General features: G+C 60.9%; 23 protein-coding genes. 10 read left to right on the top strand and 13 right to left on the bottom strand.

Annotated elements, in window-relative coordinates; translation table 11 throughout:
• Positions 1–3: 3 nt before the first annotated feature.
• From ACR65T_RS01875 to hypB, 5 genes are read left to right on the top strand one after another with little or no spacing between them, the layout of a single operon-like run.
• A complete protein-coding gene (locus ACR65T_RS01875; RefSeq protein WP_434494887.1) occupies positions 4–696 on the top strand; it encodes a D-sedoheptulose-7-phosphate isomerase in 693 nt (230 codons plus the stop codon).
• Entirely contained in the window at positions 693–1835 is a 1143-nt protein-coding gene (gene hypD / locus ACR65T_RS01870) for a hydrogenase formation protein HypD (protein ID WP_434494886.1), read from the top strand. The genes ACR65T_RS01875 and hypD overlap by 4 nt, the downstream gene beginning before the upstream one ends.
• Positions 1832–2899 (top strand): hydrogenase expression/formation protein HypE, encoded by a 1068-nt coding sequence (gene hypE, locus ACR65T_RS01865; RefSeq protein ID WP_434494885.1) that lies wholly within the window; start codon positions 1832–1834, stop codon positions 2897–2899. The genes hypD and hypE overlap by 4 nt, the downstream gene beginning before the upstream one ends.
• Positions 2900–2910: 11 nt before the next feature.
• A complete protein-coding gene (locus tag ACR65T_RS01860) occupies positions 2911–3249 on the top strand; it encodes a hydrogenase maturation nickel metallochaperone HypA (protein WP_434494884.1) in 339 nt (112 codons plus the stop codon).
• A complete protein-coding gene (hypB, locus tag ACR65T_RS01855; protein WP_434494883.1) occupies positions 3249–4190 on the top strand; it encodes a hydrogenase nickel incorporation protein HypB in 942 nt (313 codons plus the stop codon). The genes ACR65T_RS01860 and hypB overlap by 1 nt, the downstream gene beginning before the upstream one ends.
• Before the next feature lie 23 nt (positions 4191–4213).
• Here hypB and ACR65T_RS01850 read toward each other — a convergent pair whose 3' ends face one another.
• The 3 genes from ACR65T_RS01850 to ACR65T_RS01840 are packed head-to-tail and all read right to left on the bottom strand — an operon-like array spanning position 4214 to position 10903.
• The gene (locus ACR65T_RS01850) at positions 4214–5095 is read right to left on the bottom strand and encodes a transglutaminase family protein (protein WP_434494882.1); all 882 of its coding nucleotides are present in this window, start codon (positions 5093–5095) and stop codon (positions 4214–4216) included.
• Positions 5092–7605 (bottom strand): circularly permuted type 2 ATP-grasp protein, encoded by a 2514-nt coding sequence (locus ACR65T_RS01845; protein WP_434494881.1) that lies wholly within the window; start codon positions 7603–7605, stop codon positions 5092–5094. The genes ACR65T_RS01850 and ACR65T_RS01845 overlap by 4 nt, the downstream gene beginning before the upstream one ends.
• The gene (locus tag ACR65T_RS01840; protein ID WP_434494880.1) at positions 7595–10903 is read right to left on the bottom strand and encodes a DUF2126 domain-containing protein; all 3309 of its coding nucleotides are present in this window, start codon (positions 10901–10903) and stop codon (positions 7595–7597) included. Before ACR65T_RS01840 ends, ACR65T_RS01845 begins: the two co-directional genes overlap by 11 nt.
• Before the next feature lie 295 nt (positions 10904–11198).
• Between ACR65T_RS01840 and ACR65T_RS01835 the strand changes: the two genes are divergently transcribed.
• Both ACR65T_RS01835 and lldD read left to right on the top strand, forming a co-directional pair.
• Positions 11199–12281 (top strand): zinc-binding metallopeptidase family protein, encoded by a 1083-nt coding sequence (locus tag ACR65T_RS01835; protein ID WP_434494879.1) that lies wholly within the window; start codon positions 11199–11201, stop codon positions 12279–12281.
• 213 nt (positions 12282–12494) lie between these two features.
• A complete protein-coding gene (gene lldD, locus ACR65T_RS01830) occupies positions 12495–13628 on the top strand; it encodes an FMN-dependent L-lactate dehydrogenase LldD (RefSeq protein WP_434494878.1) in 1134 nt (377 codons plus the stop codon).
• Positions 13629–13730: 102 nt separating this feature from the next.
• On the opposite strand, the gene ACR65T_RS01825 is transcribed toward lldD, so the two are convergent.
• The gene (locus ACR65T_RS01825) at positions 13731–14498 is read right to left on the bottom strand and encodes a carbonic anhydrase (RefSeq protein ID WP_434494877.1); all 768 of its coding nucleotides are present in this window, start codon (positions 14496–14498) and stop codon (positions 13731–13733) included.
• A gap of 105 nt (positions 14499–14603) precedes the next feature.
• Positions 14604–14879 (bottom strand): hypothetical protein, encoded by a 276-nt coding sequence (locus ACR65T_RS01820; protein WP_434494876.1) that lies wholly within the window; start codon positions 14877–14879, stop codon positions 14604–14606.
• 504 nt (positions 14880–15383) lie between these two features.
• Here ACR65T_RS01820 and ACR65T_RS01815 point away from each other — a divergent pair.
• On the top strand, positions 15384–15590 hold the full coding sequence (locus ACR65T_RS01815; protein WP_434494875.1) for a NepR family anti-sigma factor: 207 nt from the start codon (positions 15384–15386) through the stop codon (positions 15588–15590).
• Between the two features lie 117 nt (positions 15591–15707).
• Positions 15708–15992 carry a PsiF family protein gene (locus tag ACR65T_RS01810; RefSeq protein ID WP_434494874.1) on the top strand — a complete coding sequence of 95 codons (285 nt, stop codon included), beginning with the start codon at positions 15708–15710 and terminating at the stop codon, positions 15990–15992.
• A gap of 53 nt (positions 15993–16045) precedes the next feature.
• On the opposite strand, the gene aqpZ is transcribed toward ACR65T_RS01810, so the two are convergent.
• The 5 genes from aqpZ to ACR65T_RS01785 form a co-directional block, all read right to left on the bottom strand.
• Positions 16046–16747 (bottom strand): aquaporin Z, encoded by a 702-nt coding sequence (gene aqpZ, locus ACR65T_RS01805; RefSeq protein ID WP_434494873.1) that lies wholly within the window; start codon positions 16745–16747, stop codon positions 16046–16048.
• 165 nt (positions 16748–16912) lie between these two features.
• Positions 16913–17881, bottom strand: a complete 969-nt coding sequence (locus ACR65T_RS01800) for a DUF5996 family protein (protein ID WP_434494872.1) — start codon at positions 17879–17881, stop codon at positions 16913–16915.
• Positions 17882–17911: 30 nt separating this feature from the next.
• Positions 17912–18874, bottom strand: a complete 963-nt coding sequence (gene egtD / locus ACR65T_RS01795) for an L-histidine N(alpha)-methyltransferase (protein ID WP_434494871.1) — start codon at positions 18872–18874, stop codon at positions 17912–17914.
• A complete protein-coding gene (gene egtB, locus ACR65T_RS01790; RefSeq protein WP_434494870.1) occupies positions 18874–20172 on the bottom strand; it encodes an ergothioneine biosynthesis protein EgtB in 1299 nt (432 codons plus the stop codon). Before egtB ends, egtD begins: the two co-directional genes overlap by 1 nt.
• Positions 20173–20280: 108 nt before the next feature.
• Positions 20281–20997 (bottom strand): glutathione S-transferase, encoded by a 717-nt coding sequence (locus tag ACR65T_RS01785; RefSeq protein ID WP_434494869.1) that lies wholly within the window; start codon positions 20995–20997, stop codon positions 20281–20283.
• 363 nt (positions 20998–21360) lie between these two features.
• On the opposite strand from ACR65T_RS01785, the gene ACR65T_RS01780 reads away from it, so the two are divergent.
• Positions 21361–21612 carry a cupin domain-containing protein gene (locus tag ACR65T_RS01780; RefSeq protein WP_434494868.1) on the top strand — a complete coding sequence of 84 codons (252 nt, stop codon included), beginning with the start codon at positions 21361–21363 and terminating at the stop codon, positions 21610–21612.
• A gap of 134 nt (positions 21613–21746) precedes the next feature.
• Here ACR65T_RS01780 and ACR65T_RS01775 read toward each other — a convergent pair whose 3' ends face one another.
• The 3 genes from ACR65T_RS01775 to ACR65T_RS01765 are packed head-to-tail and all read right to left on the bottom strand — an operon-like array spanning position 21747 to position 25633.
• Entirely contained in the window at positions 21747–22358 is a 612-nt protein-coding gene (locus ACR65T_RS01775; RefSeq protein WP_434494867.1) for a nucleotidyltransferase family protein, read from the bottom strand.
• Positions 22355–23371 carry an XdhC family protein gene (locus ACR65T_RS01770; protein WP_434494866.1) on the bottom strand — a complete coding sequence of 339 codons (1017 nt, stop codon included), beginning with the start codon at positions 23369–23371 and terminating at the stop codon, positions 22355–22357. The genes ACR65T_RS01775 and ACR65T_RS01770 overlap by 4 nt, the downstream gene beginning before the upstream one ends.
• Entirely contained in the window at positions 23372–25633 is a 2262-nt protein-coding gene (locus ACR65T_RS01765) for a xanthine dehydrogenase family protein molybdopterin-binding subunit (RefSeq protein ID WP_434494865.1), read from the bottom strand.
• Positions 25634–25641: the final 8 nt, after the last annotated feature.

Raw genomic sequence — 25641 nt, 5'->3', positions numbered from 1 at the left:
ATCATGACCAGCAAGAGCGCACTGGAGGTCCTTTATCCGTTCCTACATGGCAAGGAACAGGATCCTGCCGCCGTCGATGCGGGGTTATTGCACTCCATCGAAGAGAAAGCGCGCGAGTCGCGCGAGACAAGCGTGAGATTCTTCGCCGAGCAGGCGCCGGTCCTGCTCGACGCGGCGAAGGCGCTCGCCGGCGTTTATCGACGCGGCGGCCGGATGTTCACCATGGGCAATGGCGGCTCGAGTTGTGACGCCTCGCATATCGCCGTCGAGTTCCTCCATCCGATCACCGCCGGCCGGCCGGCGCTTGCAGCGATAAATCTCACCGCCGATGTGGCGATGACGTCGGCCGTGGGGAACGACGTAGGGTTCGAGCATATCTACGTGCGCCAGCTTATCGCTCACGCCCGATCGGGAGACGCGCTCGTCGGCCTCTCGACCAGCGGCAATTCGGCGAATCTCATCGCCGCCTTCGCCAAGGCGAAGGAGATGGGCCTGACGACGATCGGTCTTAGCGGCGGCGACGGGGGCAAGATGGCCTCCGCGCACGTCTGCGATCACTGCCTCGTCGTGCCGACGACGTCTGTCCACCGCATCCAGGAGTGTCACGTCGCCGCCTATCACATACTGTGGGATCTCGTTCATACGCTGCTCGCCGACGATCGCGGATCGGCCATGAACAAGGATGTCGCGGCATGAAATATGTCGACGAATTTCGTGATCGGGCGAAGGCCGATGTTCTGATCAAGGAGATTGAGCGGGTGCTCGCGCGAATTGGGCGTGATGAAAGTCGGCCGCTGCAGATCATGGAAGTCTGCGGCGGGCACACGCATACGATTTTCCGCTACGGCGTTGAAGGGATGCTGCCGAAATCCATCGAGTTGGTGCATGGGCCCGGCTGCCCCGTTTGCGTGCTGCCAATGGGACGCGTCGACGATTGCGTCGCCATCGCCGAGCATCCGAAGGTGATCTTCACCACTTTCGGCGACGCCATGCGCGTGCCGGGCTCACGCAAGAGCCTGTTGCAGGCGAAGGCCGACGGCTGTGATGTGCGCATGGTCTATTCGCCGATGGACGCGCTGGCGCTTGCGCGCCAGAATCCTGATCGCGAGGTCGTCTTCTTCGGCATCGGCTTCGAGACGACCATGCCGTCGACCGCGTTGACGGTGCTGCAGGCGGAGCGCGAAGGGATCAAGAACTTTTCGATCTTCTGCAATCACATCACCATCGTCCCGACGATCAAGGCGATTCTCGATAGTCCGGACCTGCGCCTCGACGGATTTCTCGGACCTGGCCATGTTTCCATGGTGATCGGCGACGCGCCCTATGAATTTATCGCGCGCTACTACAAGAGGCCGATGGTGATCGCGGGGTTCGAACCCCTCGACATGCTGCAGTCGATCTGGATGCTGCTGAGGCAAATCGACGAAGGACGCTGCGAGATAGAAAATCAATATGCGCGCGTCGCGCCGGCAGGAGGCAACGCCGTCGCGCTGCAGGCGGTCGCGCAGGTGTATGAACTGCGCGAATTCTTTGAATGGCGCGGGCTCGGCTCCATTGATCACTCTGGCGTCAAAGTGCGCGACGCCTATGCGGTCTTTGACGCCGAGCGCAAATTCGCGGTGCCCAATGCCAAAATAGCCGACCCCAAATCCTGCCAGTGCGGCGAGGTCCTCAAGGGCGTCATCAAGCCATGGCAATGTAAAGTATTTGGCCGCGCCTGCACGCCCGAGACGCCGCTCGGCGCGTTGATGGTGTCGTCCGAGGGCGCATGCGCGGCCTATTATCAATATGGCGGCATAAAACGGGGCCGCGACGACGAGGCGAGCGCCGCATGAACATGATCTCCTTTCCGCCCCGACGTCCGCTCGGCAAAGTGCATGTGCCGACCGTCACGCTGGCGCATGGCGGCGGCGGCAAGGCAATGAAGGATTTGATCGACGACGTGTTTGTCGCGGCTTTCGACAATCCGCTGCTCGCGCCGCTCGATGATCAAGCGCGCATCGATCTTCTGGACCTCGCCCAATATGGCGACCGACTTGCCTTCACGACCGACTCATTCGTCGTCGACCCATTGGTCTTCCCCGGCGGCGACATCGGCAAGCTTGCGGTCTGCGGCACGGTGAACGATCTCGCCGTGGGCGGGGCGCTTCCCCTCTATCTCTCTTGCGCGGTGATCGTCGAGGAGGGCGTCTCTGTCGATTTTCTACGTCAGATTGCCAGGTCTATGGCAGCGACGGCGCAGGAGGCCGGAGTGAAGATCGTCACCGGCGACACCAAGGTCGTGAACAAGGGCGCCTGTGACCAGATGTTCATCACCACGACCGGCGTTGGCGTCGTCGCCGCCGGCGTCGAGCTTGGCGCGCATCGCGCGCGACTGGGCGACGCCATACTCGTCAACGGACTGCTCGGCGATCATGGCGCGGCAATTCTTGGCGCGCGCGGCGACATGGCGTTGCAGTCGCCGATCGAGAGCGACTGCGCGCCGCTGCAGGGTCTTATCGCAAGCCTGCTCAATGCGGCGCCGAACACGCGTTTTCTTCGTGATCCGACGCGCGGCGGAGTGGCGACCGTGCTCAATGAAATCGCCGAAGCCGCTCAGATCGCCATCGACATCGACGAGGCGGCGACGCCGCTTCGGGACGAGGTGCGTGGCTTTTGTGAAATTCTCGGTCTCGATCCGCTCTATCTCGCCAATGAAGGCAAGATCGTCGCGATTGTCCCGCCCGATGAGGCCGAACAGGCGCTCGAAGCCATGCGGGCGCATCCGCTGGGCGGACAGGCGGCCATAATCGGCAATGTCGTCGCGGGCGAACCGGGTCGCGTCACCATGCGCACGATCTTCGGCGGCCGCCGCATCATCGACATGCTGGTCGGCGAGCAATTGCCGCGCATCTGCTGAAAGGAGCCGACGTGCACGAACTCTCGATCGTTTGCAGCATCGTCGAATTGGCGTCGCAGGCCGCAGAAGGGCGCAGCGTGCGCCGCGTAACGATCGAGATCGGCAAATTGTCGGGCGTCGAGCCGGACGCCGTCGCCTTCTGTTTCCCGGAAGTCGCCCGAGGCACGCCGGTTGAAGACGCGACGCTGGACATCCGTGAAGTCGACGCCGAGGCGCGCTGTGATGTTTGCGGCGCTGAGTTTCCCACACCCGACATGCTCTCGGCATGCCCATGCGGCTCTCGTCAATTCCAGCGCCTGCGCGGCGAAGAGCTGAACATCAAAAGCATCGAAGTCGAGGAGGCTGCGTAATGTGCACGAGTTGCGGCTGCCAAGGGCAGGGGACCACGATGACCAATTTGCAGACCGGCGCACGCGCGGAGATCGCGGCGCTGCCCGAGCAAGACGGCGTGGGCCATTCGCTTGGGGACCACGGCCATGGTCATTTTCATGGCGCGCATCATGCTGATGATGAGCATCATCGTGATGGACATGATCATCATGCGCATGAGCACGATCATAGCCATCACGAACATGCTCACGCTCACGCCCATGATCACACGGATGCTGACGTTCACTCACACCGGCGCGTCGACCTGGAAGCGCGCATTCTCGCGAAGAACGACGCGATCGCCGCCAAATGCCGCGCCTGGCTCGCGGGTCGCGAAATCGTGGCGCTCAATCTTGTCAGCTCGCCCGGCGCCGGAAAGACGGCGCTGCTGGAGCGCGCCATTGCGGATCTTTCGGGCGAACTGCCGCTGTTCGTCATCGAGGGAGATCAGGCGACGTCGAATGACGGCGAACGCATTCGCGCGGCGGGCGCGCCGGTGGTTCAGGTCAACACCGGCACGGGCTGCCATCTCGACGCGGAGATGATCGCGCGCGCCCTCTCTGAACTCAAGCCGAGCGTCGGTTCGCTCCTATTCATCGAAAACGTTGGCAATCTCGTCTGTCCGGCGCTGTTCGATCTCGGCGAACACGCCAAGGCGGTAATCTTTTCGACCACGGAAGGCGAAGACAAGCCGCTCAAATATCCGCATATGTTCAGCGCCGCGAAGCTCGTCATCTTCAACAAGATCGACCTTCTGCCGCATCTCGATTTCTCGATGGAGCGGGCCAGGGAGAACGTCCTCCGCGTCAATCCGGATGCTGAAATCGTTGAAGTCTCCGCCAAGACCGGCGCGGGCATGCAGACGCTCTACGACTGGATTCGCGCGCAACGGATGGCGGTGAAGGAACAGGCGCTTGTGTAAAGACAGCGGCAAAGGAGTTCTTCCTAAATCGCCGCTTCCTTGACGTCGACGCTGACATCCAAATCTTGGTCGCCGGCGCCGATAATCACGCCGTCGATCGGCGAAACATCCGCATAGTCGCGTCCGATGGCGATGGCGATATGGTCGTTTCCGACGACAATGGCGTTCGTCGGATCAAGGTCGAAGAAGCCAAATTCCGACCCGCACCAAACAGAAATCCACGCATGGGTCGAATCGGCGCCGTCCAGCCGGGCCTGGCCTGGCGCGGCAAAGGTTCGAAGATAGCCGCTGACATAGGACGCCGCCAATCCGAGACCGCGTAAAGCCGCGATCATGATATGCGCGAAATCCTGGCAGACGCCGCGACGGCGTTCGAACGCCTGCGCGATCGGCGTCGCAATATGCGTCGCCTCCGGATCATAGGCGAAGTCGGCGTGAATGCGCTGCGTCAATTCGAGGGCGCCTTCGAGAATCGGCCGCCCCGGCGAAAAGCTTTCGCGCGCGTAATGCGTCGCCGCATCGAACAGCGGCGCAAAGCGGCTTGCATAAATGTAATGGGCGGGAGAGGTCGCGGCGAGCGAGTCGGACGCATAGGCGGCGTTCCTCACGATTTCCCAAGCCGGCGTCAGCGCCGGAGCAGGCGGCGGCGCCCGCTCGACGGCGACGCGCGCCGCGAGGGCGATCTGCAGCTTCGTGTGGGGCTTGAGAATGCGCGCTTCGCAGACCCGATTTCCGTGAAAGTCAATCCTCTCATTGAGGATTTCGGCCGATGGCGACAGCTCAATTCGATGGGACAGCAGTGTTTGGCCACGATCGTTGCGCGGGATCAGGCGCATCGCGCAGCGCGCCGAAGCGACCGGCGCGTCATATTTGTAGATCGTGCGATGGGCGATATCGTAAATCACGCGATCCGCGACGGCTGAGAGTTTGCGGCGCCATCGGCGCCATGCGTGAAATAGCGCTCGGCGATTTTGTCGGCGAGAGACATCAGGCGTTGTTCAAACGCTAGAATGATCGCCGCGTCCAAGCGGCGCGCATCCTCCGACTCGAGCTCGGCGCGCAGCTTGACGGAGAGTCGCCGCGGCGGCTCCATGACTCCATCGTCGCGCAGATTCGGCAGCGCCGCGAGATGTTCGTCAATACGCATCGCCTGGAAGAGGACGGATCGCGGATTGAACGGGTCGAGCATGGCCATGTCGAGGACGGGCGCCAGCGCGGCGCCGGCGATGTAGCGGGAGCGATAGGTGATCTGCGAATCGAGCAGATCCAGCAGAGCGTCCAACGTCTCGACGGTCGCATCGTCGCCGGCGAACTGTCGGGCAAAGCGGCACGTTCCGATGGCGCGTTCGATTCTCCGACCAAGATCAACAAAACTCCAGCCGGCGACGCGATTAAAGTTTTCGTCGATCAGTCCGGACAAAGCCGCCAGCGTATGGAGCGAACGCTCCACAATCTCGAGCGCCTCGGGCTCCGTTATCGCGCCGGCGCCGGCGCGCGTCAGACGCGTCTCGATACGTCCGACGAGGTGCCAGACATCTTGGGACAAACGCTCGCGCACGATCGAGGCAGCGCGTCTTGCATAGCGCACGACAGAGAGCGCTGAACCGTAATTGTCGGCGCTTGCGGCCGCCGCCCATGCGATCTGCGTCGGGTCCATGTCCGGCGCGTCTTCGGGCGCGGCGCCCCAGGCGATCAGCAGTCGCGCAAGCCGTTCGATCGACTGGCGCCCATGCAGATCAATGTGCTGGAGTTCGCCCAGCCGTGCGCCGAGCGAACGTACGACGCGCAACGTCGCTTCGGCGCGCTCGAGATAGCGTCCCATCCAGAAAAGATTATCGGCGGCGCGGCTCGGCAGATTGCCGAGCGCGCGCACGATCGGCGGATTTTCATCGGAAGGCAACAGCGTCGACCATTCGATCGGACGGCTCGTTAACACCCAGACGTCGCTCGATTGCGCGCCGGCGTCCATCGACACGGCGCGCGCATTAAGCCGGTTGGAGACTCGGCAGAACCCGCCGGGCATCACCGTCCAACCGTCAGCCGTCGCGGCCGCGAACACGCGCAAGGCGAAAGGTCTCGGCGTCAGCCTGCCGTCGGCCCAGGCCGGCGTCGTGGAGAGGTTGGTCGGTTCCTGAGCGACATAGTCGACGCCGCGCTGATTTATGGCCTCGATCAGCCGCGCGCGCTCCTCGCCGGAGAGCGCATGGCCGAGCGCCTCACGACGTTCGCCAAATCCCGGGACCATGTCGTTGAACGCCCCGCTGATCGCGTAGTCGCTCAAGGCCTCGACAACCTGACTGCGTTCGCTTTCGCGTCCGCACCACCATGTCGCGACATTGGGAAGTTTGAGGCTCTCGCCGAGCACGCGTTCAGACAGCTCCGGCAGGAAGCTCATCAGCGCGCGCGATTCGATGAGACCGGCGCCGGGCATGTTGGCGACGACAACGGCGCCGCGACGGATGGCTTCAAACATGCCGGCGACGCCCAGACGCGACGCGGCGTTCTGCTCCAGCGGATCGCACCAGTCCGCGTCGACGCGACGCCAAATCGCATCGGCGCGCTTCAAGCCAGCGATGGTGCGCACATGCAGCTTGCCGTCGCTCATGACGAGATCTTCGCCTTCGACCAGCGTAAGGCCGAGATAGCGTGCGAGATTCACCTGTTCGGAATAGGTCTCGCTCCAAGGGCCAGGCGTCAGCAGGCAAATGCGCGGATCGGCGCGTTGCGCGGCGCCGGAAATGCTCGCACGGAATTCTCGGAAAAACGGCGCCAGGCGCTCGACGTTCATGTCTCGATAGAGACTCGGCAGAGCGCGCGACAGGATCATCCGATTTTCTAAGGCGTAACCAGCTCCCGAAGGCGCCTGCGCGCGATCGCCGAGCACCCGCCAGGCGCCATCGGGCCCGCGCCCGATATCGGCGGCGTAAAAGCGAAGCCAGCGTCCGCCGGGCGGCGCGACTCCGCGCATCGGTCGGATGAAGTCCGGCGACCCGGTGATGGCTGCAGCCGGCAGGACGCCCCCAGCGACAAGGCGCGCCTCGCCGTAGACGTCATGCAGGATCTGATCGAGAAGTTCGGCGCGTTGTGCAACGCCCGCCGCGATATCGCGCCACTCGGATTCGGGGATCAGAAGCGGCAAACGCCCTAACGGCCAGCTGCGCTCCTTGGTTTCTCCGTGAACCCGGTAGGAAATGCCCATGTCGTCGATGCGGCGGCCGGCTGCGGCGAAGCGTTGCTCAAGGCCGATATCGCCGAATGCGGCGAGCGATTCGAGGAATTGGAGCCAGTGCGCGCGCGGCCGTCCTTCTGGGTCGAGAAGCTCATCCGGCGCGTCGCGCATCGGCGCATATTGAGCGATCCAGGCGGCAACGCGCTGCGACGCCTTGTCCGTTTCGATGGGGCGCTCAGCGGACAATGCTCCTCCGAAGATCCAATGTCAGCGGAAACTCTTGGCCCGGCTCCTCGCGCGGCGGATCGACAGGCCCGGGCGTGTGCCCATGATCCTGAAATCGCGCCAAGCGCCGCGCTTCAGCTTCGTTACTGTTGACGGGGAAGGCGTCGTAATTGCGGCCCCCGGGGTGCGTCGCGTGATATACGCAACCGCCCAGTGAACGCTTGCTCCAGCAGTCGATGACGTCGAAGGTCAATGGCGCATGGACCGGCAGCGTTGGGTGCAGGCCGGAGGGCGGCTGCCAGGCCTTGAAGCGCACGCCCGCCACCGCCTCGCCGGGAACTCCGACGCCGGTCATCGGGACCCGACGTCCGTTGCAGGCGATGACGTGTCGGCCCGGAACGAGACCCTTCGCTTTGACCTGCAGGCGCTCAAGCGATGAGTCAACGTAGCGCACGGTGGCGCCGTTCGCGCCTTCTTCACCCATCACATGCCAGGGTTCGAGCGCGCCGCGGATTTCCAAATGAACGCCGCCGTGCTCGACGCTTCCGGCGAGCGGGAAGCGGAACTCGCGCTGCGCCTCGAACCATTCCGGCTCGAAGGCGTAGCCGGCGCGGCGCAGATCATCGATAACGCCGAGGAAGTCCTGCCATACGAAATGCGGCAGCATGAATTTGTCGTGCAGCGCCGTCCCCCAGCGCACCAGATCGCCGTGCTGCGGCTCCCGCCAGAACCAGGCGACGAGCGCGCGCAGCAACAGCTGCTGCGCCAGACTCATGCGGGCGTCGGGAGGCATTTCGAAAGCGCGGAATTCGACCAGCCCGAGACGCCCGGTCGGTCCGTCGGGCGAATAGAGCTTGTCGATGCAGATTTCGGCGCGATGGGTGTTGCCGCCGACATCGACCAGCAGATTGCGGAACAGCCGATCGACCAGCCACGGGGGCACATGGCCCTCGCCGGGAGACGGCACCTGCGCCAGCGCGATCTCCAGCTCATAAAGCGAGTCGTGCCGGGCCTCGTCAACGCGGGGCGACTGGCTGGTGGGACCGATGAATAGTCCGGAGAACAGATAGGATAGCGAGGGATGCCGCTGCCAATAAAGCACAAGGCTCTTCAGCAGGTCGGGCCGGCGCAGAAAGGGCGAGTCGGCTGGCGCTTTGCCCCCAAGCACGACGTGATTGCCGCCGCCCGAGCCGATCTGCCGTCCGTCGATCATGAATTTGGCCGTCGTCAACCGCGCCCGCCGCGCGTCCTCATAGAGTGCGGTCGTCGTTTCGACGGCCTCCCGCCATGTTGCGGCCGGGTGAATATTGACTTCGATGACGCCAGGATCAGGCGTCACCTTGATCACTTCGAGGCGCGGATCGTCGGGCGGCGGATAGCCTTCGATATAGAGCGGCAGCCCGGTCGCTTTGGCGCTCTCTTCCACCGCCTCGAGCAGCTCGAGATAATCCTCGAGCGTTTCGACCGGCGGCATGAACACGCAGAGATTGCCGTCTCGTGGTTCTATGGTGAAGGCGGTGCGCACGGCCCCTTCGACAATGGACTGTTCATGCACGTCCTGGCGCGCGTGACCGCCGAACGTCGCCCCGCCGCCTTGAATGCGGCGAAAATGTCCGGGTTCCGGCAGCGGCTCGCGGGGCGCAAACGGGTCCTGCGGATAGATGAACGGATATTCGCCTTCGGGCAGCTTGGGCAAGGACGCGACCGGGAGCCGCAGTCCGATAGGCGAATCGCCCGGCGCCAAGAACAGCTTTCCGCGTCGCAGCGTCCACTTCTCCGAGGTCCAGCGCGACTGAGACTCGGCGCGCGCGTTCCAGCGCTGAATCGGCAGGACGAAACCCGTCGGCTTGCTCAGGCCGCGCTCGAACACCCGCATCATGCGCGAGCGTTCCTCCGCATCGTCGATCTTGGGATCGGAGGGATCGACATTGATCGGGAGGACGCTCTCCTTGACCATCCAATGCGCAGGATCTTCGTAGGCCGGCAACGCATGTTCGGCGCCCACCCCGAGACGCTCGGCCAGATCCTGCACAAAGACTTCCGCTTCCGCCGTGGTCGCGCCCTTCGGTTCCGCGATATCGGCGATCAATTGCGGCTGCGACCAAATCGGCTTGCCGTCGCGGCGCCAGTAAAGCCCAAACGCCCAGCGCGGCAGGCTTTCGCCGGGATACCATTTGCCTTGGCCGTAATGCAGAAACCCGTTTGGCGCAAAGCGCTCGCGCAGCCTGCGAATAAGATCGTCGGCGCGGTCGCGCTTGGTCGGGCCGGTCGCCGCCGTATTCCACTCGGGGGATTCGAAATCGTCGATCGAGACGAACGTCGGCTCGCCGCCCATGGTGAGGCGAACGTCCAGCGCGCCGAGATCGGCGTCGACCTTTTCGCCTAGCGCATCGAGCCGGCGCCATGCGTCGTCCGAAAAAGGCGCTGTGATGCGCGGCGCCTCATTGATGCGATCGACACGCATCTCGAAACCGAATTCGACTTGGGCGGGCTCTACGAGGCCCGACAGAGGCGCGGCGGAGCGATAGTGCGGCGCGCTGCATAGCGGCAGATGACCTTCGCCACAGAACAGTCCCGACGTCGCGTCAAGACCGATCCAACCAGCGCCGGGCAGAAAAACTTCTGCCCAGGCGTGCAGATCTGTGAAGTCGTGATCGGTTCCCTTCGGGCCTTCAATAGGATCGACATCGGCCTTTAACTGGATGAGGTAGCCGGAGACGAAACGCGCCGCGAGACCGAGCTTGCGCAAGATCTGCACGAGAAGCCAAGCGGAATCGCGGCACGATCCCGTCCCCAGCGCGAGAGTCTCTTCCGGCGCCTGCACGCCAGGCTCCATCCGGATGACGTAGCGAATATCGCGGTGCAGCCGCGCATTAAGTTCGACGAGAAAATCAATTGTCCGCATTTTTTGCCGCGGAAGGCTTCGGACGAAGTCTTCCGTCAGAGGCCCGACGTCTTCGGGTTTAAGATAGGCGGCAAGCTCAATTTTCTGTTCGTCGGGATAAGCGAACGAAAATTCTTCGGCATAAGGCTCGATGAAGAAATCGAATGGATTATAGACGGCGAGATCCGCCAGCAGGTCGACCTCAATCTTAAATTCACTCGCGCTATCGGGGAACACCAGACGCGCCAGCCAATTGCCGTGGGGGTCCTGCTGCCAGTTTATGAAATTTTCCGAAGGTACGATTTTGAGCGAGTAGCTCAAGATTTTCGTGCGGCAATGTGGAGCGGGGCGCAGGCGGATGATCTGCGGACCGAGCGCGACCGGGCGGTCGTATTTGTAGTGGGTGATATGGTGAAGGGCGATCTGGATCGACACGTTAATCAGCGTCTCATTTCAGCGCCATTCTCTTACGAATTGGCGCATGGCCACGACTGAGAGTTTAGCGGGGCCGCGCCGCGCAGTGTCAATCTGAAGAGCAGCCAAAATGGCGGCTTTGTCCGAAATTGCGGCAATAAGCCTAGCGGGTGAATAGGGGCTGCGCATTCAACTGGCGCCGGTATAGGATGCTCCGGAAGACCGAGGCTCCCCAGCGATCACCGCTCTGCTTGACCAGGAACATTCCGCCTGCAGCGCAGTTAAGGCGCCAAGCGCGGTTCGGAAAAGATCCTCCATGAAAGCCTTTCGATGCCAGGTTTGCCGCCAAAGCATACTTTTCGAGAACGCCAAATGCGAAAGTTGCGGGCGCGCGCTCGGCTATTTGCCGACGCATGGCGAGATGACCGCTGTCGAACCCGTCGGTGACGGATGGCGCGCGCTCGCAGACGGAACCCGCGAATATCGCTTCTGCAAGAACTGGGAGCTGCACGGATGTAATTGGATGGTGGAGAAGGGCGGCCCTTCGGAATATTGCCTCGCCTGCCAGCACAATCGAACCGTGCCCGACTTGTCGGACGAGAAGCGCCACGCCGACTGGCAAAAAGTCGAAGCCGCTAAACGGCGGCTATTTTACAGCCTGATCAGGCTGAATCTTCCTGCGCCAACGGCGTCCGCGAACGACGGCGAACCGCTCATCTTCGATTTTTTGGCGGAGGAGCCATCGCAAAAGCCTGTCCTGACCGGCCATAGCTCGGGCCTGATTACGATCGCCTTGAAGGAAGCGGACGATCCGGTTCGGGAAAAACTGCGCGACGAGATGGGGGAACCCTATCGTACGTTGCTCGGGCATTTCAGGCATGAGATCGGCCACTATTATTGGGATCGCATCGTGCCGCACTCCGAACATCTTCGGCCGTTTCGTGAGCTCTTTGGGGACGAGCGGCAAGACTATGCCGCCGCCCTCAAGAGACATTACGAGGAGGGGCCTCCAGCCGACTGGCGACAAAAGCACATAAGCGCCTACGCCTCCTGTCATGCGTGGGAAGATTTTGCGGAAACATTCGCGCATTATCTCCATATCGTCGACACGCTCGAAACGGGTCGCAGCGCAGGGCTCGTCGTGCGGCGGGAAGACGGTTCCCCGGCGCGGGTCGATTTCGATCCTTACGGCTATCCCGACATCAATGAGATGGTCGATAGTTGGCTGGACATTTCGTTCGCGTTGAACAACATCAACCGATCGATGGGGCAGCCAGATATCTATCCCTTCGTGATTTCGCCGGTCGTAAAAGACAAACTGGGCTTTGTCCAAAATCTTCTCATGGATCACGCGCAGCGGCACGCCGCCTCCGCCGCGCCGCGCGCCGCATGTTGCTAATCCATTCATTCGCGGCGCCAGGCCAGCTCGCAGGCGAAGCGCTCTTGAGCTGTGGCGAAGCGGCAAACATCCCAAGACGATAGATCGGTTTGACGAGGCGCCGCGCGGCTGCGATCAAAGGAGCGGGGCGAGCGCCTGAGGCGCGCCCCGAGCGTTCATGCACGGACGCCCGCTCCGAGCGTTTCGGCGTCCAACCTCTCTTTGGAGAATCGAATGATCGTTTCGTCAGCTTCGGATTATCGAAAGGTCGCGCAGCGAAAGCTGCCGCGCTTCCTCTTTGATTATATCGACGGCGGGGCGAACGCTGAAGACACCCTGCAGGCCAATGTCGCTGATTTGAGAGCGGTGAATCTCAGACAGCGCGTGCTGAAGAACGTTTCCGACCTCAGTCTCGCGACGGAGTGGTTCGGTCAGGCTTCTGAGCTCCCCGTGATCCTGGCGCCTGTCGGGCTGAGCGGAATGTTTGCCCGTCGAGGCGAGGTCCAGGCGGCCAATGCTGCGGCGACGAAGGGCGTTCCTTACGTGTTATCGACGCTCTCGGTCTGTTCGCTCGAAGAAGTTACGTCGCAATGCAGCGCAGGAACCATCTGGTTCCAGCTCTACGTGCTCAAAGACCGTGGATTCATGCAGTCGATGTTGGAGCGCGCCCAGCGCGCAGGCGTAAAAAAACTTGTCTTTACGGTAGACCTTCCCGTGCATGGATCGCGCTACCGCGACGCCCATTCCGGGCTGTCAGGACCCTACGCCGCGCCGCGGCGCATACTGCAGGCGATAACAAAACCCGCTTGGGCCTTTGACGTCGGGATCCGCGGACGACCGCACGATCTGGGCAATATCTCAAATTATCTCGGCAAGGCGACCGGACTGCAGGATTACATCGGCTGGCTTGGAAAAAACATTGACCCGTCGATCAGCTGGTCGGATCTGGAATGGATCCGCGATTTCTGGAAAGGGCCCTTGATCCTCAAGGGCATATTGGATCCCGAGGACGCACGGGACGCCGTGCGCTTCGGCGCGAACGGGATCATCGTTTCCAATCACGGCGGACGGCAGCTCGATGGGGCGCTGTCGACAGTCAAAGCCTTGCCTCCAATCGCCGACGCCGTCGGAAGCGATCTTGAAGTATTTGTCGATTCAGGCGTTCGATCCGGACTGGACGTGGTGCGTATGCTGGCGCTCGGCGCAAAGGGCGTCCTGCTCGGCCGGGTGGCCGCCTATGCGCTGGCTGCGGCCGGACAGGCGGGCGTCGAGAATATGCTCGAGATCTTCGCCAAGGAAATGCGCGTGGCGATGACGTTGACGGGCGTCACTTCGGTTGCGCAGATCGATCGGCGGATTCTCGCTTGATGGCAGGCGCGCTTGGCCTTTCGCGCTCGATTGACGTTCCTGCGCCGCGATCGACGTTACGTTTCATGACCGCGCCGACAAGCCAGCGTCAGCTCCTCAGCCTCACGCAAAAAGATCGACCCGACCGTCGCCAAGCCGGTAAATGCCGCTTGCGATTTTGAAGCGCTTTTCATTGAACGCGGCGTTCAGCAAAGGCGTTGCGGTCTTGAGCGTCTCAACGCCGAGCCGGGCATTTTCCATCGTCGCGTTTTCTAATTGATCGCCTGGACGCCCAGCGGCGGCTTTGACCGCCGGGGCAAGAGCGGCGACGAGCGAAGGAAGGTGGCCAGGCAAAGTCGTATGATCCTGGATTGAGGAAATCGCCGATTTTACAGCGCCGCAGGCTTCGTGACAGAGCACCAGAATGAGAGGCGTCTTTAGGACCTCGACGGCATATTCCATGCTCGCAATATTGTCTGGGTTGGCGAAGTTGCCGGCGACGCGAACGACGAAGAGATCTCCGCGCGAACTGTCAAACGCGTATTCCGGCGCGATCCGCGAATCCGCGCAGCTGAGAATCGCGGCGTAAGGATTTTGTCCGCCGACGAGCGCCTCGCGTTCCGCGACGAAGTCGTGCCGTTTTGCGATGCCTTTCTGATATCGTCTATTGCCTTCCATCAGGCGCGCCAACGCGTCGTCTGGAGTCATCACGTTCTCAGGCTTGGGCGGCGCACTACTCTGCTTGGTTTGTTTTGACTGGGATTTGAGATCCTGCGCGTGCGCGTTTGCGACGACGGTCAGCGCTCCCGCCGTGGCGGCGCCAAAGACAAAGGCTCTGCGGCGCATTTTGCTTCCATGAACGATATCGGCAAAGCCACAAGCCTGACACATGCGCGATCCTCCGCGATGAGCAAAAACGCTTCGCTAATGGTAGCATTTTTTGCCGCCAGAGCCATCAATCATCGAGAGATGTGAGCCCTTTGTGTATGTGAGCGCTCAAAAATCATTCTCTTCGAGAAAGACCTCGCCGTCTCCAGGACGCCACTTGTTGCTCGCCGCGTCCTGAATATCTCGGCGCGATCTCAGCAGGCACTGGCGATATCGCTCGCCTGGCGCGCGCCCGAACCGTTCTTCCAAGGCCGCGCGACGGACATAAACGTGAATCAACTCTCTTCCGCGCCGCGCTTCCCAGAAATAGTAGCTTCGACCATCACGATAATGCGTAGCCTGCGGATCGTCCTCGCTGAATATGAAGCCGAGCAATTCAAGCATCTATATTCCTCAAATCGGACTGCAACGTCGTCGACCGGATCCGTGCAAGAAAAAGAGGCAAGCCTCGAAAGGCCCGCCTCAAGTCGGTAGCATAGCGGGCAAAGACGGGGAGCGGGCGTCCGCTACCGGATCATCATGTAAGTGGCGGAAATCTTTGTAGCAGAAGAGCGCGTAGAGCTTTTTGCTCGAATGTGTCTTGAGTGTTGCCCGTGGGCGCCCCGATTGGGAACGTTTCGCGCAGATCGTCGGGCAGAACGAGAGCGGCGCCAATCAATAACATCACGCGTCCGGGACGAAGTAACGCACTAAACACGCGCGGCGCGGCGTAGCCTCGGACAGTGACCCCAAGACGAGTTGTCGCGAGACTGAGAAGATTGGATGTGTCTAATTTACCATAAATCGTACAAATCGTCCTTTGCCGGCCCGCCGGGGAGCGTCGCTCACATTATGGCCGCAACCTATGTCGACGCTCTGACGTCCGCTGTGGGCGAGTGGAGGCGTAACATGCGTCGGTCCCCTATGTCTGGCCAAAAGGTCGGCGACCAAATTGCCGAATTGCTACGGCAAACGTACGACGACGTTCTTCGAGAGCCGCTCCCCGATCGGCTGCGCGATCTGTTGGAGGGGCTGGAAATGGACAGGCCGTTCTTTTTAGCGGAAGCGCGAGCGCGCGAAGACAGCGACGCCGATCATGCGCTCATAGAGCGCTGACATCGTTGGCGCCAGGGTCGTCTGTCATGGCTCAGGTCAAGTCAGCAGATCGCGTCGCCATCGTGCCAACTTACCTTAGTCTCTTCGCCGAGCTACGGGAATTTTTGCGAGGACAGCATGTCGGTAAGAATTTTGACCGCCGGGATTTGCGTCGCTGGCGTTTTGATTTCGGCTGCTGCTTTCGCTCAAACAACGCCAGCTGGCCCGGACTGCGCCGCCCAGGCGACGGAAAAGAAGCTGCGCGGCGCCGCGCTGAAAAGTTTCATGAGAAAGTGCGACAGAGACGCCGCTGCAAGCGCCTGCGACGCCGCTGCGGCTGAAAAGAAACTGGCAGGCGCAGCTCGGACGAGCTTCACGAAGAAGTGTGTCAGGGACGCTGCGGCGAAGCCGAGCGTCCACTGAATGCGTCTAGAATCAGCTGCTTTTCACGCAACGACCGTGGCGGTTCGTGTCACTCAGTCATCAGCGAGCGTGAAGCGATGAATGAGCCCCCCGATGACGGCGCCGACTAGCGGCGCGACCCAGAACAGCCAAAGTTGTTCGAGGGCCCAGCCGCCGACGAAGAGCGCCTGGCTTGTCGAACGCGCAGGGTTCACGGAAGCGTTGGTGATGGGGATGTCGACCAGATGGATCAGCGCCAGCGCCAATCCGATGGCGATCGGCGCGAAGCCGACTGGCGCACGGCCTTCGGTCGTTCCCAGGATGACGAGCAGAAAAAAAGCCGTCAGCACGATTTCGGCAAGCAGGCCAGACTGCCATGTGTAGCCATTGGGCGAATGTTCGTCATAGCCGTTAGCGGCAAAGCCGCTCGTGAGCGAAAAATCGATGTTGCCCTGCGCGATCTTGAGCAGCACGAAAGCCGCAAAAGTCGCGCCGAGAAGCTGCACCACCCAAAACGGTCCGACCTCCTTCCAGGAGAAGCGGCCGGCCGTCGCGACGCCGAGCGTCACCGCTGGATTGAAATGACCGCCGGAAATGGGGCCGAATGCGTAAGCGCCCGTCAGCACCGTGAGTCCGAAGGCTAGCGCCACGCCCAGGAAGCCAATGCCGAGCTGTGGAAAGCTGGCGGAAATCACCGCGCTGCCGCAGCCGCCGAACACGAGCCAAAAAGTCCCAAGAAATTCAGCCAGAAGCTTGCGTGTAAGAGAATGCCGCATTTAAGTTCTCCATCAGTCGGTGAACCAATGAATCTGTGAATTAAGCAAAATCTAGCGCAAAGCCTTGGTCTGTCGAGGGCCGAGTCGCCGCGGCGTCGCCAAGCGGGGCCCGCGCCGTGCTCCGAGATCCGAGTGGGAAAGGACAGAGAGCAGCGCTCGAAGACCTTATCCTTGAACTGGACGCGGGACGCCGACATGTCCTAACGGACATTCGAGCGCGGCGCGGTCCCATCCGCCGGCGTCGGCGGCCGCCTCATATGTGCTCTGCAAAAAGCGAAGTAGCGTCGCGTCTGGATGCTCGGCTTTGCGCACGATGTCATAGGGCAAGATGAATTCCTTGAGATCTTGGCTAAAAAACGCGCCGTCCGGCGCAACCGGCGCGCGGTCGAATCCAGGCCGCGCGGGATAGGCATAGGAATAAAAAGCGGGAAAATCGATCGAGCCGCCGCCAGGCCAGAAGCCGGCGCTGCTCACCTCATGCGAATAAGCTTCGCGCACAACGGCGTCTGCAAGATTTGGAACGCCCCCAGGATGGCGCGGCGCACGGCGACCAGAAAACCTCGTCACCGCCAAGTCAAAACTGCCCCAGAAAAAATGCACAGGGCTGGCCTTGCCAATGAAGCCCGTGCGAAAGATTTTGAATACGCGGTCGGCTTGCACAAGCAATCTCCAAAAGCAGTTTGCATAAACAGGATCGTAAGCCGAATGAATCCGGTCCATGGAGAAGGGAAGCGCATCAGGCATCTCGTTGGGATGCTCATTGATATGGACACAAATGTTCAACTCCTCGAGCGTGCTGAACAGATGCGCGAAAAAATCGGCGACAGTTTGAGATTGGAGCTGCATTTGGCGTTCTCCGCCATAGCTCGTCGTTATACGCAGCACATGGTCTATGAAATCGAAATCGATTTGGAAGGCTCTTGCGTCATATGCGATGGGCGACGTGGTGAGGCCACGCGTCGTCACATACAGCGCAACATGCCAGGAGTGGTTTTGCCAGGGAGTCAGCGACAACCGGATCTTACCGACGATCTGAGTCCAAAGATGCAGAGTCGTATAGGTCTCTCGCCAAGCGAAGTAAGGCAATGCTGGCCACGCGTCTCGCTCTGCTTCGCTCACCTTCGTGGCAGTCATTCAGCTGGTCCCGGCTGTGTCGCCTTCCGTTTAAGGCGCGACCAATTCATGTACGCTGAACAGATTTAGCTCATCCTTCCACACGCGCAGAGGCGTCCACCCGGCCGCCTGCGCGATCAGATGGAACTCCTCGATCGTGTATTTGTACGCGCTCTCGGTATGAATCGTCTCCGCTTCCCGGAAGCGAATTTTTCTTCCCGCCACCCAGACGTCCTGATCCTTCACACTGACGAGATGCATTTCAATGCGTCCTTCGAAGGGCTCGTAGGTCGCCGCATGGCGAAAAGCTTGAAGATCGAACGTCGCATCGAGTTCACGATTGATGCGCGCCAGGAGATTGAGATTGAATGCGGCGGTGACGCCATTGGCATCATCGTAAGCTGCAACAAGCTGGCGAACGTCCTTTTTCAGATCGACGCCGATGATCAGCTTTCCGCGCGGCGAAAGCGTCTCTCGCATCGCTCGTAGCAACCGCGTCGCCTCCGCGGGGACGAAATTGCCGATCGTCGACCCAGGGAAAAATCCCAGCTTAGGCCGTGGCGCAAGTTCGGGAGGAAGCTCGATCGGATGCGAAAAATCAGCCAAGAGCAGCTGAATGTTGAGTCCGGAAAATCGAGCCGTCAGCCGCTCTCGAGCATCTGTAAGAGCGCTCTCCGAGATATCGATCGGCACATAGGCGTGTAGACGCCGCATGTGTCCGAGCAGGATTTCCGTCTTGATGCTCGAACCCGAGCCAAACTCGACGAGAACCGTCTCTCCGAGCGCTCCCTCGAGCATCTGCGTCGCATTGGCTGTGAGAATCCCAAGCTCGACTCTTGTGGGATAGTACTCGGGCTGGCGCGTAATCTCTTCGAAAAGCGCGCTGCCTTTAGCGTCATAAAAGAAGCGACAGGGAAGACTCTTCTTTGGCCGGGACAGGCCCTCCAGCACGCTAACGGCGAAGTCGTCCGCTTGCCGTACGAGCGGCGCTGAGCGTTCCGTCGCCTTTGACATTAGGCAACCTCCGAGGCGAGGCGCAGGCCCAGAAATTGCCAACGCTGATGGGGGTAAAAGAAATTGCGGTAGCTCGGGCGGATGTGATCTCGCGGCGTCACGCAGGAGCCGCCGCGCAACACGTGCTGACCAACCATGAACTTGCCGTTGTATTCCCCGAGCGCTCCTTCAGGGGCGCGATAGCCCGGATAGGGCAGATAGGCGCTCTGAGTCCATTCCCAGACATCGCCGAACATCTGACGAGGCGATCCCTCGGGCTCGGCTTTAGCCGGCATCGGACGCAATGCCGCCGTTCCAAGGAAGTTTCCCTGCTTTGGCGCTTTGGCCGCCGCGACCTCCCATTCGAATTCGGTCGGCAACCGCTTGCCGGACCAGCGCGCAAAAGCGTCGGCTTCGTAGTAGCTCACATGCGCAACCGGCGCATCGAGGCTTAGCGGCTGTAGTCCTTCGAGCGACATCTCCAACCACTCTCCGTCACGAGACTCCCAATAAAGTGGCGCATGCCAGTTTTCGCGCATGATCAAGGCCCAGCCATCGGACAGCCATAGGGTCGCCGTCGCGTAGCCGCCGTCGGCGACGAACGCCAACCACTCGCGGTTTGTGACCAGGCGGTCAGCAAGCCGAAACGGGCGGAGGAGCGCTTCGTGGCGGGGCTCCTCATTGTCCCAAGCGAAATCTTTTCCCTCGTGTCCGATCTGGTAGACGCCGCCGGCAATATCAATCCAGCGTGGCGGTTCGCATGGCGCCGGAACGGAGCGCGGCTGGGTCGGGCGGTAGGCTGGCCTGAGGGGATTTGCAGCGAAAAGTGAGAGGATGTCTGTGAGCATCAGCTCCTGATGCTGCTGCTCGTGATGAATTCCGACTTCGAGCGTATGGATCAAGGCTGGCGGCGGGTCGGTTTGATCGGCAAGGAGCTGCGCCAACGCCAGGTCGACATGCTGCCGATAGGCGAAGACTCGATCGAGCGACGGTCTGGTGAGAAGTCCGCGCTTCGGCCGAGGTTGCCGGGGGCCCTGGTGCTCATAGTAGGAGTTGAAGCAATAGTTGAACGCCTCGTCGAACAGCGGATAGCCAGTCAGATAGGGCGTCAGGACAAAGGTTTCGAAAAACCAAGTTGTATGAGCGAGATGCCATTTGGTCGGACTGGCGTCATCCATCGCTTGGACGACCATGTCTTCGGCGCTGAGTGGGGCCGCAAGTTCGATGGAAAGTCTGCGGGTTTCAAAAAGACGGTCGCTCAAGGCGCTGTGGGCGCTCGCCGAAAGCTGCGTATCGAGGATCGAGGCTAATCCGCCCATAAATATCTCTCCAGGAAGCAAGCCGAACCCGAACTGCGACGCCCGACAAGATGAGCATATAGGGCGAGCCGATCAATCTAAGATCCGTGTAAGGACGGATCTCGCTGATCAGTCATCGAGTTCAGCATAGTGACGAAATATACCTTGCTCATTGAATTTCACCCGGCGATCGCTATCGAGGTACGCGCGAACGCGCGGGCGTTGCGCGACCTTCACGTGAAGAGCGGACACGCGCGGCGACTCGGCGAGAACGGCTTTCGTTGTCTTGGGAAACGCATAGAGCAAGCCTTCGAGAACCTGGAACAGGGAAAGGTCGGCGTAGCTTAAGGTATCGCCGACAAGATGCGAGTCGCCGTCGGGATTGCGTGCGAGAATCATTTCGAACCAATCAAGATATTTTTGTATCCGTTCCCTACGGAACCACTTCGCTCTGCGTGAGGCCTCGGGCTTCTGCTCCTCGTAGTACAAATCGCCTCCCAACGGGTGATGTGTGTCGTGAGCCTCGCCAACCAAATCGGCGATCGTCAACTGAATTTGGTGAACCCAAAGTCTGCGCGCCGCGTCTCTCGGGGCGAGATCGTGACGATCGCCGAGATAAAGCAATATTGCGGCGGTCTGTCCGACGATCACATGTCTGTCTTTCAAGAACGGCGGTGCGAATGACGGATGGGCGAGGTCGGTTCGTTCGAGAAAAGCTACAAGCGCCGCCTCGGCGTTTGGCTCACGCGCCATATCAATGTAGCTGGCGCCAGCCTCTTCCAACACGAGCCTGACGAACTCTCCACGTCCTTGAATGCCGGGCCAATAATAGAGCTCATAGGGCATGACTGGGCCTGCAGTTTCGGCGGCGCCGGAACCATCCCGCGCCGGAGGTCGTCTCGAACGTTGATCGCTTGATGGCCGCTTACGCTGCAACATATTCCTTGAGCCGCACACATCAAGGTCGCGCAGCTCTTGAGGTGCATGGAGCCCGGACGCAGTCGCGTGGCTCCCTCGCGGCCGGAGGGTGCGATGTTTCGAAGCCACCAGCCAGGCCAAGCCGATTTCAGAACGATTCTACCGGAAGACATCGACTGGAAGCCTTTTCCTGCTTTTCCTCCAGAGGCGCGACTGGCCGTGCTTGTTGGAGATCCCACACAAGCAGGACCGTACTTGATAAGGGTAAGGGTGCCTTCGGGCGTGAAACTCATGCCGCATAGACATCCTGAGGACCGAGTCTACACGGTCATGTCAGGCGTGTTCTATATCGGCCTCGGCGATCAATTCGACGGGGATAAGATCAGCGCCTATCCACCAGGCAGCGTCATCGTTCTGCCCGGCGATACGGCGCATTTTCATTGGGCAAAGTCGGGCGAGTACGTCACGCAGGTGACGGCCATTGGTCCCTTGGGCCTCGAATACATGGACGCTAACGACGATCCAAGAAGCAAACTTCGCTAAACGCCTTCGGGACCGAGTAGCGCCAGCGATAGCCGCAGCGAAGACGGGATGAGAGGCATTACGCGACCTTTGCGGGTCGTAAGGGCTCTCTCGAGGGTTCCGCTCGCTTGACCAATGCGCGGCGCAAAAGCCCTTTAAGGACTCGCGATTGTCCATCGCGAACGGGCAGCTTCCAAATCCGTAGGCAAATCAACGTCGATAAAAGCGCCTTCGTCGAGGACGTGCGCCGCCTGCTTTTGAGAATCCTCGCAGTTCTGCAGCAACTGCTTGGCGCCCGACGACCCAGAAAGCACCGCCAGCGAAGGGAAGAATCGTCTGGGCCACAAAACAGGGTTGCGTTGCTCGCCCATGCGCGTGGTTGGATAAGTGATCAAAGCTCCCCGGCTCTCCATAAAGACGGCCGTCAGGTCTTTGATCAGATCTGATGTCAAAAAGGGCAGATCGCCCGGGACCACAAACGCCCCTTGTGTTTGCTGGCCGAGCGCCATTACGCCGACGGCGATCGACGATCCCATGCCGCTTTCCCAGTTCAAATTGTGTGCAAATCGCAGCGGCAACCCTTCGAGGGCTTTTTCGATCTGCGGGCGATCGCAGCCGGTAACAACGACAACTTCAACGCCGCTGCAGACGATTGCTTCGGCCACCCTGCGGATGAGCGGCTTTCCGTCGAGGTTAGAGAGAAGCTTGTTGTTCTCCCCGAACCGCTTTGAGGCTCCAGCAGCCAAAAGCACAGCTGCAATATTCACCCTTGCCCCGTTTCTCGCGCGACCTTGACGATTTCAGCGAGAATCGAGACGGCGATCTCAGCCGGTCCCTTCGCGCCAATCGGCAGTCCGACCGGGGCGCTGATTCGCGCCAGCGCCGCATCGTTGAAGCCTGCGGCGGCGAGACGCTGCAAGCGCTTGGCGTGTGTTCGTGTCGAGCCCAGGGCGCCAATATACAGGCAGTGCGAGCGCAGCGCCTCGGTGAGCGCTTCATCGTCAATCGCGGCGGCGTGGGTCAGGGTGACGACTGCGGTCCTAGGGTCGAGCCCCAAGGACTTCAGCGAGATTTCAGGCCAGTCGGTCAGACTTTTGAAATCGCCGAGGCGGTCGACGCTCGCAAATGCGGCGCGCGGGTCGACGACGACGACGTCGTAACCAATGCGGTTCGCCAGATCAGCAAGCACCTGGCCGACATGCGTGGCGCCGACAATGACCACGCGAACTGGCGGGGTGAGCGCGTGCAAGAAGACTGGAGCATCGCCGAGCGAGAGAAGCCGGCTCTCATTCGAATTGAGGCATTGGGCGATCTCTGCCGGCATCGGCTCCCTGGCGTCGAATAGGCGCCGCTTGCCGGTCGCAAGCGTCGTGAGCACGGCAAGCGACGTCCGCGCGCGGCGCGCTGAAAACACCCTCTCCAGAAAAGCTGAATCTCGTTCACGACGCAGCGGCTCGACGTAGATGCTGATAGCGCCGCCGCAGGGCAGGCCGGCCCTCCACGCCAGTTCCTCTCCGACTCCGAACTCCAACAGCTTCGGCCTGTCGCGCGCCAGAACGTTCGCCGCTTCGGTAATCACGTCCACTTCGACGCAACCGCCGGACACCGAGCCCTCGAATTGTTCGCCTGGTCCGATAGCCATTTGGCCGCCGACCGGTACGGGCGACGAGCCCCAGGTGGAGACGACGGTCGCCAGCGCCGCTTGTCCGAATTCCTCCAGCCATCTGCGGGCGCTGGTGAGTGCGTCTCTCGGCTGGCAGGGGTCTGGGACATAATTCATTTACGCCGCGTGGTCGTTCGTGGGCTGCCTCAGCTCGAGCAGCTTATCGATGGTGATTGGAAGATCGCGGACTCGCACGCCGGTGGCGTGGAAGACTGCATTGGCGATCGCGGCGGCCGTGCCGACGATGCCGATTTCGCCGACGCCTTTCACGCCGAGCGGGTTTAAACGATGCTCCTGCTCGTCGACAAAAATAACGTCGATGGCGTGCACGTCGGCATGCACCGGCACATGGTATTCGGCGAGACTATGATTCATGAACCGACCGTAGCGATGATCGATCACCGTCTCTTCGTGTAGCGCCATGCCAATGCCGCCGACGACGGCGCCAAGGATCTGACTCCTGGCCGTTTTGGGATTCAAAATTCGGCCCGCGGCGACCGCGCTGACCACGCGCGCGACGCGCAGCATGCCAAGCTCCTCATCGAGCCTCACCTCGGCAAACACTGCCGAATGCGCATAATGTGAATAATCCTGCAAGACCCGCTCATCTGGCGCCGCCGACACTTCCGACCTGATGGGCTCCTTGAGACCCATCACTACTTCCGACAGCGGCATGGCGCGAGAGGGATCGCTCTTCATTCGGATTTGACCATCGACCATCGTCACATCCGCAACGTCGACACCCTGGAGTGGTGAGTTATTGATCGCGCCGGCGTGCTTGAGAAGTTCTTTGCGTATGCCGTTACATGCCTCCATCACCGCTGAGCCGGCGGAGCCGGCCGTCCAGGATCCGCCTTCGACAGGAGCGCTCGGCAAATCGGAATCGCCAATTTTGACAATGACTTTGTCGAGCGGAAGGCCGAGCATCTCAGCGCCAATCTGGGCCAGAATCGTGTAGGTCCCGGTGCCAATGTCGGCCGTGGCGCAGGCGATTTCCAAGGTCCCGTCAGGCGCGAGAATCGCCCTGGCGCTCGTCGGCACAAAAAACGCTGACCAGATCCCCGTCGCCATTCCGTAGCCGATCAGTTCGCGCCCCTCGCGCATCGAACGCGGTGCGGGCTTCCGCTTGGACCAGCCGAAGCGCTCGGCGCCCTGAAGGTAGCAGTCCTTCAACGCCTTGCTCGAAATAGGCCTGTTTTGGTTCTGATCCCTCTCGGAATAATTCTTGAGGCGAAGTTCTATTGGATCGATTCCAACCGCATAGCTGAGTTCGTCCATAGCGCTTTCAAGCGCATACATGCCGACAGCGCCGCCGGGCGCCCGCATGTCACAAGGCGTGAATAGATCGAGCCGCGCGAGCCTTGAAGCGACCGTCGAGTGATCGCATGGATAAAGCGCTCCAGACCAAACGATGGTGGGCTCCTGATAGTCTTCAAAGCGGGACGTATTGGCGATTGCATCATGCTTCACGGCCACCAATCGTCCATCGTTCTCCGCTCCCAGTGTTAGCGTCTGGATTGTTTGCGGACGATAGCCAAGCGTGAACATCTGCTGGCGCGTCAGCGTGACCCTGACCGATCGCTTGAGGCCAATGGCGGCGAGCGCCGCCATGAACAGCTGATAGTTTGGCCTAAGACCGACGCCAAAGGCGCCTCCGACATAAGGAGACAAGACCCGCACTTTGTCCTTGGCCAGGCCGAACACGCTGCACAAATATTCCTGGCAATTGGGCGCGCCCTGCGTTTTGTCGTAAATCGTGAGGCGGCCGTCGTTCTCCCAAACCGCCGTGCTTCCGAAGGTTTCCATCGGGTTATGGTGCTCGACGGGCGTGCGATATTCCTTCCGAATGAGGTTTTGCGCTCGCGACAAGGCGCTGTCGACATCTCCGCGGGCGGGCGGATCCCAGTCCGGCGCTCGCTTCTCCGGCGGCTCAAAAGCTTTGTCGATCTGCGTATCAAGATCGGTGATCGTCGTTTCAGTCTCATATTTAATTTCAACCAAACCAGCGGCAAATCGCGCGATCTCGGGCTCCTCCGCAATCACCAGCGCCACCGGTTGTCCTGAAAACAAAATCTCATCGTTATAAAGTGGCCGGAAGGGCGAGCCCGGCGCGGCGACTTGGTCCGTATATTTTTCATGCGAAGAGGGGAGGGAGGGCCTGTTGTCGTGCGCGAACACTTCGATCACGCCAGGCACAGTGAGCGCCGCGCTTCGGTCTATGCTTTGAATTCGGCCTTTGGCGACCACGCTTGAGACCACAAAGCCATATGCGAGGTCGGGCGCGCTGAATTCAGCGGCGTATGTCGCCCGGCCCGTGACCTTTGCCGGGCCATCAATTCGCGAGACCGGCTTTCCGATGCTGTTCGTTCCGACAGACATAGCGCGAC

The organism is Methylocystis sp. (genome assembly GCF_051061285.1).
Lineage (GTDB): Bacteria > Pseudomonadota > Alphaproteobacteria > Rhizobiales > Beijerinckiaceae > Methylocystis.
This window is presented reverse-complemented; position numbering and strand designations above follow the sequence as displayed.

What these genes read in the sequence shown, in the direction of transcription:
- ACR65T_RS01875 (WP_434494887.1), top strand. Translation starts at nt 4, where the DNA reads ATGACCAGCAAGAGCGCACTGGAGGTCCTTTATCCGTTCCTACATGGC.
- hypD (WP_434494886.1), top strand. Translation starts at nt 693, where the DNA reads ATGAAATATGTCGACGAATTTCGTGATCGGGCGAAGGCCGATGTTCTG.
- hypE (WP_434494885.1), top strand. Translation starts at nt 1,832, where the DNA reads ATGAACATGATCTCCTTTCCGCCCCGACGTCCGCTCGGCAAAGTGCAT.
- hypB (WP_434494883.1), top strand. Translation starts at nt 3,249, where the DNA reads ATGTGCACGAGTTGCGGCTGCCAAGGGCAGGGGACCACGATGACCAAT.
- ACR65T_RS01835 (WP_434494879.1), top strand. Translation starts at nt 11,199, where the DNA reads ATGAAAGCCTTTCGATGCCAGGTTTGCCGCCAAAGCATACTTTTCGAG.
- lldD (WP_434494878.1), top strand. Translation starts at nt 12,495, where the DNA reads ATGATCGTTTCGTCAGCTTCGGATTATCGAAAGGTCGCGCAGCGAAAG.
- ACR65T_RS01825 (WP_434494877.1), bottom strand. Translation starts at nt 14,498, where the DNA reads ATGTGTCAGGCTTGTGGCTTTGCCGATATCGTTCATGGAAGCAAAATG.
- ACR65T_RS01820 (WP_434494876.1), bottom strand. Translation starts at nt 14,879, where the DNA reads ATGCTTGAATTGCTCGGCTTCATATTCAGCGAGGACGATCCGCAGGCT.
- ACR65T_RS01815 (WP_434494875.1), top strand. Translation starts at nt 15,384, where the DNA reads ATGCGTCGGTCCCCTATGTCTGGCCAAAAGGTCGGCGACCAAATTGCC.
- ACR65T_RS01810 (WP_434494874.1), top strand. Translation starts at nt 15,708, where the DNA reads ATGTCGGTAAGAATTTTGACCGCCGGGATTTGCGTCGCTGGCGTTTTG.
- aqpZ (WP_434494873.1), bottom strand. Translation starts at nt 16,747, where the DNA reads ATGCGGCATTCTCTTACACGCAAGCTTCTGGCTGAATTTCTTGGGACT.
- ACR65T_RS01800 (WP_434494872.1), bottom strand. Translation starts at nt 17,881, where the DNA reads ATGACTGCCACGAAGGTGAGCGAAGCAGAGCGAGACGCGTGGCCAGCA.
- egtD (WP_434494871.1), bottom strand. Translation starts at nt 18,874, where the DNA reads ATGTCAAAGGCGACGGAACGCTCAGCGCCGCTCGTACGGCAAGCGGAC.
- egtB (WP_434494870.1), bottom strand. Translation starts at nt 20,172, where the DNA reads ATGGGCGGATTAGCCTCGATCCTCGATACGCAGCTTTCGGCGAGCGCC.
- ACR65T_RS01785 (WP_434494869.1), bottom strand. Translation starts at nt 20,997, where the DNA reads ATGCCCTATGAGCTCTATTATTGGCCCGGCATTCAAGGACGTGGAGAG.
- ACR65T_RS01780 (WP_434494868.1), top strand. Translation starts at nt 21,361, where the DNA reads ATGCCGCATAGACATCCTGAGGACCGAGTCTACACGGTCATGTCAGGC.
- ACR65T_RS01770 (WP_434494866.1), bottom strand. Translation starts at nt 23,371, where the DNA reads ATGAATTATGTCCCAGACCCCTGCCAGCCGAGAGACGCACTCACCAGC.
- ACR65T_RS01765 (WP_434494865.1), bottom strand. Translation starts at nt 25,633, where the DNA reads ATGTCTGTCGGAACGAACAGCATCGGAAAGCCGGTCTCGCGAATTGAT.